Source organism: Desertihabitans aurantiacus, from assembly GCF_003344635.1.
In the GTDB taxonomy this organism is placed as follows: Bacteria; Actinomycetota; Actinomycetes; order Propionibacteriales; family Propionibacteriaceae; genus Desertihabitans; species Desertihabitans aurantiacus.
In genome coordinates, this window is sequence record NZ_QPKK01000286.1 from 1 (window position 1) to 4,554 (window position 4,554).

Annotated in this window: 6 protein-coding genes; 1 reads left to right on the forward strand and 5 read right to left on the reverse strand. The window is 75.9% G+C overall.

The features are described 5' to 3' along the window. The 5 genes from DVA66_RS17365 to DVA66_RS17385 form a co-directional block, all read right to left on the reverse strand. The coding region (locus tag DVA66_RS17365; RefSeq protein ID WP_114561189.1) for an FAD-dependent monooxygenase at window positions 1-1,530 on the reverse strand (1,530 nt) is incomplete at its 3' end. Between the two features lie 7 nt (window positions 1,531-1,537). Next, the gene (locus tag DVA66_RS17370; RefSeq protein ID WP_114561190.1) at window positions 1,538-2,329 is read right to left on the reverse strand and encodes a DinB family protein; all 792 of its coding nucleotides are present in this window, start codon (window positions 2,327-2,329) and stop codon (window positions 1,538-1,540) included. 54 nt (window positions 2,330-2,383) lie between these two features. After that, entirely contained in the window at window positions 2,384-3,004 is a 621-nt protein-coding gene (locus DVA66_RS17375) for a trimeric intracellular cation channel family protein (RefSeq protein WP_232822040.1), read from the reverse strand. Window positions 3,005-3,074: 70 nt separating this feature from the next. Then, window positions 3,075-3,365, reverse strand: a complete 291-nt coding sequence (locus DVA66_RS17380; protein WP_114561191.1) for a DUF1540 domain-containing protein — start codon at window positions 3,363-3,365, stop codon at window positions 3,075-3,077. 102 nt (window positions 3,366-3,467) lie between these two features. Further along, complete coding sequence (locus DVA66_RS17385; protein WP_114561193.1) at window positions 3,468-3,761, reverse strand: DUF503 domain-containing protein; 294 nt, start codon at window positions 3,759-3,761, stop codon at window positions 3,468-3,470. A gap of 60 nt (window positions 3,762-3,821) precedes the next feature. Here DVA66_RS17385 and DVA66_RS17390 point away from each other — a divergent pair. After that, window positions 3,822-4,554 (forward strand): GAF domain-containing protein (locus DVA66_RS17390; RefSeq protein WP_332872884.1); only part of this gene is annotated, 733 nt, incomplete at its 3' end.

Consider the following 4,554-nt stretch of genomic DNA (forward strand, 5'->3'; position numbering starts at 1 on the left):
GGGTGCCGGGTGGGGCCGCAGCGCCGCGTCGCGGTAGCCCTGGGCGCGCAGCACGTCGGTGAAGACGGACGCCGCCCGCCCGGGCTCGGCGGCCGCGGCGACGAACCCGTCGGGGCGCACCAGCAGCCACCGTCCGGCGTCCAGCCCGAGATCGGGGCGCGGGTCGAAGCGGTGGCCCACGCGGACCAGCGAGGGCAGCCCGGGCAGCTGAGGCAGGGTGGGGCCGTAGGCGTGCACCTGCCAGCCGCCCGCCCGCAGCACGTCGTGGTTGGCGCCGGTCCAGGGCAGCCGGCGCCCGACCACCCGGCCGCGGCGCCCACCCGCCTCGCGCTCGGCGTCCGGGGTCATCCAGTAGTGGATCCGCAGCTGGCCGACGTAGCCGGCCATCCGCCCAGACAGCGGCAGCCGGGGCACCACGGTCGCGAGCAGCGGGGCCAGCACCGGGAACACCACCCGCCGGGCGGCGACGGCCCGCGGGGAGGGGTCGACGACGGTGGCGAACAGCCGGTCGGTGGTGCCGACCAGCCGCTCGGCCACCGGGCGCCGTTCGGCCTGGTAGCGGTCCAGCCGGACGTCGTCGGCGTGCCCGGCGAGGACGTCGCCCAGCGCGAGGGCGAGGTTGTGGGCGTCCTGCAGACCGGTGTTCATGCCCTGCCCGCCGACGGGGGAGTGCACGTGCGCGGCGTCCCCGGCCAGCAGCGCCCGGCCGGCGCGGAAGCGGTCGGCGACCCGGTGGTGGAGCCGGTAGGTCGCGAACCAGGTGGGCTCGGGCATCGTGATCCCGAACCGCTCGGCCACCTGCTGCCGGGTCCGCCCGAGGTCGACGTCCTCGCCCTCGGCGACGCCGATCAGACGATGGTGGTCGGGCCCGAGCGGGAAGGTGAGCAGGAACCGGTCCCGCCCGCCGCGCACCGTGATGGTGGCGTCGACCAGCCCGTCGACGCCGTGCGCGTCGGCCACCCAGAAGGTCTGCTCGTGGGTGCGGCCGGGAAACGCCACCCCGGCCCGGCCCCGCACCGCCGAGCGGGCGCCGTCCGCGCCGACCACCCAGCGCGCAGTCAGCCGGCGACGGCCGGTGGGGGTGTCCAGCTCGGCGGTGACGCCGTCGGCGTCGTGGTGCAGGTCGGTGAGCCGGTGCCGCCAGGTCACCTGCCCGCCGAGCTCGCGGAGCCGCGCCCCCAGCAGCCGCTCGTTGGCCGACTGCTCCAGCACGTGGACGCCCGGGTAGGGCGTCAGCCCGCGCATCATGTCGGCCACCGGCAGCGCGCCGCCGAGGGCCGGGCGGTCCTCCCACCCGGGACGGAGCCGGCGCGCCCAGGTGACGCGGTCGCGGACGGCGTCGACCATGCCGAGCTGGGCGTAGAGCTCCATCGAGCGGGCCTGCACCACGACCGCCCGCGACTCCTGGGTCGGGCCCTCGCCGTCGTCCACCAGCACCGCGTCGACGCCGAGTCGGGCCAGCCAGGCGGCGAGCATCAGCCCGGTCGGGCCGGCGCCGACCACGAGGACGTCGGTGCTGGTGTCGGCCACGAGAGGCCTAGCCGTCCGCCGGGGCGGGTCCGCCCCGCTCCAGCACCGCGAGGTCGCGTTCGGCGTAGCGGCGGTGCTCCCACTCCTCGTTGAGCACCGTCAGCAGGCACTCCCGCACCGGGTAGGCCTCGGCCGGCGGCCAGCCCGGCCCGTCGACCGGGGTGGTGCTCTCCTCCAGGCGTGCCGGGGTGAGCTCGTCCAGCACGCGGCGCACGGTGGCCATCCGCTCCCGCCGCAGTGCGAGAACCTCCTCCAGCGACGGTCGTGCGGCGCGGTCGCGGGGCACGCCCGGGCCGTCGGACAGCTCGTCCCAGGGCAGGTCGAGCGGGTGCCACGGGGCGGGATCGCCGAGCACCGCCCGGCCCACCCAGGCGTCGGTGGCGAAGAGCAGGTGGCGCAGGGTCTCGGTGAAGCTCCACTCGCCGTCGACCGAGACGTGCAGCTGCTCCGGTGCCAGCTCCCGGGCCCGGGCCACGGTCTCCTCCCAGCGGTGCTCGACCACGTCCCAGGCGCGGCGGAAGCCGTCGGGATCGGTCGGGCGCATCAGCACCCGCTCGGGGTCGCGCCGGTCGAGCTCGGCCTCGACCAGCGGGCCGACGTCGACGCCGTTGATGGTGAGGTCGCGGATCTCGCCGGTGATGTCGACCTCGACCAGCCAGGCGGCGCGCAGCACCGCGCGGTAGAGGTTGACGTCGTGGAAGCGGGTGCCGGCCAGGTCGATCGACCGGAACCGGGTCCGGCTGAGGTCGACCCGCTCGAACCGCGAGTCGCTGAGGTCACGCCCGACGATCTCGGCCACGGCAGCACGGTAGCGCCGGCCCGGGCGTCGGGCCAGGGGCCGGGACGTCCGGCCTCAGTCGGGGTTCTGCGCCCGCGGCACCCGCCAGGAGTAGCGGATCGCCAGCAGGCGCAGCGCGATGCAGACCGCGGCGCCGGCGACCGCCACCCAGGGGGCGTACCAGCCGGTCTCCCAGGCGACCACGACCACGCCGGCGCCGGCCAGGGCGGCCAGCGCGTAGACCTCGTCGTTGCGGATCACCAGCGGGGTGCGTCCGGCCACCACGTCGCGCAGGATGCCGCCGCCGACGGCGGTGAGCACGCCGAGCACCGCGGCGGCCACCGGGTTGAGCCCGAACTGCAGCGCCTTCGCCGCGCCGGTGACGCAGAACAGCCCGAGACCGAGGGCGTCGAACCAGTTGATGTGGCGCTCGATCCGGCTGAGCCGGGGGTGGAAGCGGAAGGCGATGAGCCCGGCGACCGCCGGGACCAGCAGGTAGCGCCAGTCGGCCAGGTTCGACGGCGGCACCGAGCCGATGAGGACGTCGCGGACCACCCCGCCGCCGAGCCCGGTGAGCCCGGCCAGCACCAGGATGCCCAGCACGTCGAGCCGGTTGCGGACGCCGACCAGCGCCCCCGACAGCCCGAACACGAAGACGCCGCCCAGGTCGAGGGCCAGCTGCAGCGGGGTCAGCACGCCCGCACGCTACTGCGCCGGGCCCGCCGCGACCGCGGGTCGGGTGGCGGCGGGCTCAGCCCGGCCAGGCTCAGCGGGCCTGGTAGGTGAGGCAGTCGGCCGGCTCCTCCTTGGCGCCCACGCGGATGAACTCGGCGTGGCACTCCAGGCCCTCGTTGTGGACGCAGTCGCTGCGGTGGCAGGCGCCGACGAAGGCGACGTTGCGCGTGAGCTCGCCGTGCTGACCGAGCTCGATGAAGGTGGCGCAGCCGGCGTGGGAGCCGGTGACGTTGATGGCACCCGCGTGGCACTCGGTGTCGTGGTTGTACGAGCAGCCGGTGACGGTGCAGTCGTGCACGGTGGGAAGCTCGGTGACGGTCATGGCTCTCCCTTCGGGTCGGTCGGTGTCGTCCTGCGGCTCACGCTAGGACGCCCACCCCCCGGTCAGGGAAGACTGAGAAGGCGTAGGCAAGGCTTCCCGACCCTAGTCATCGCTGGAGTGCAGGCCCCGGCGGGCCGACAGCAGGTCCACCTCGGGACGCGCCGCGACGGCCCGTTCGACCGCGTCCAGCACGTCGCGCACGTGACCCGGGTCGGCGGCCACCGCGCTCGCCCCGACGGCCGCCCGCCGGTGCAGGTCGAGGTGGCCGGACTCGGCCACGCTCAGCTCGAAACGCCGGCGCAGCTCGGCCACCAGCGGCCGCACCACCGAGCGCTTGGCCTTGAGCGAGTGCACGTCGCCGAGCAGCAGGTCGAACTCGATCCAGCCGATCCACACCGCGCCCACGGTAGCCGGACCGGTGCTCGCTGGACCGGGGCGCTCCGTACACTCCGCAGCATGGGTTCCGAGGTGGCGGTGCCTCGCGGTGTCGATCTGCGGCACCTGGCGTCCTCGCTGCACCGTGCCCACGACACGTTCCTCAGCACCGGGGCGGCCGACCCCGCCGTGCGCCCGGTGGTGGCGGAGTCCTGGCGGCGCAGCCTCGGCCACGGGATCGACCCCGAGCGATCGCTGCCGACCATCCGGCTGGACGAGGCGACCCTGGCCGAGCTCCGCGAGCGCCATCCGCTGGCCGCGGTGATGCCGGTGGTGCGCCGGCTGCTGGTCGAGGCCGCGGTCGACGCGGGTCTGCTGGTGGCGGTCAGCGACGCCTGCGGCCAGCTGCTGTGGGTGGAGGGCGCCCCCGAGCTGGCCAGGGCCGCGGAGCGGATGCACTTCCTGCCGGGGGCGGACTGGTCGGAGACCAGCGCCGGGACCAACGCCCCGGGCACCGCACTGGCCCTGGACGCCCCGGTGCAGATCTTCGGCCCCGAGCACCTCAGCCGACCGGTCACCTCCTGGAGCTGCTCGGCCGCACCGATCCACGACCCCGACACCGGCCGGGTGATCGGGGCCGTCGACCTCACCGGCGGGCCCGAGGTGGTCGGCGCGCAGAGCCTGTCGCTGGTGCGCGCGACCGTCGCCGCGGCCGAGGCCGAGCTGCGGCTGCGACGGCTGGACGAGCGGCGTCCGCGTACGCCCGCGCCCCGCTCGCGCCGGCTCGGGCTGGACGTCCTCGGCGTCCACGGCG

Bases quoted from the DNA above. Each gene is read 5' to 3' on its own strand.
- DVA66_RS17380 (WP_114561191.1), bottom strand. From the start codon at position 3,365: ATGACCGTCACCGAGCTTCCCACCGTGCACGACTGCACCGTCACCGGC.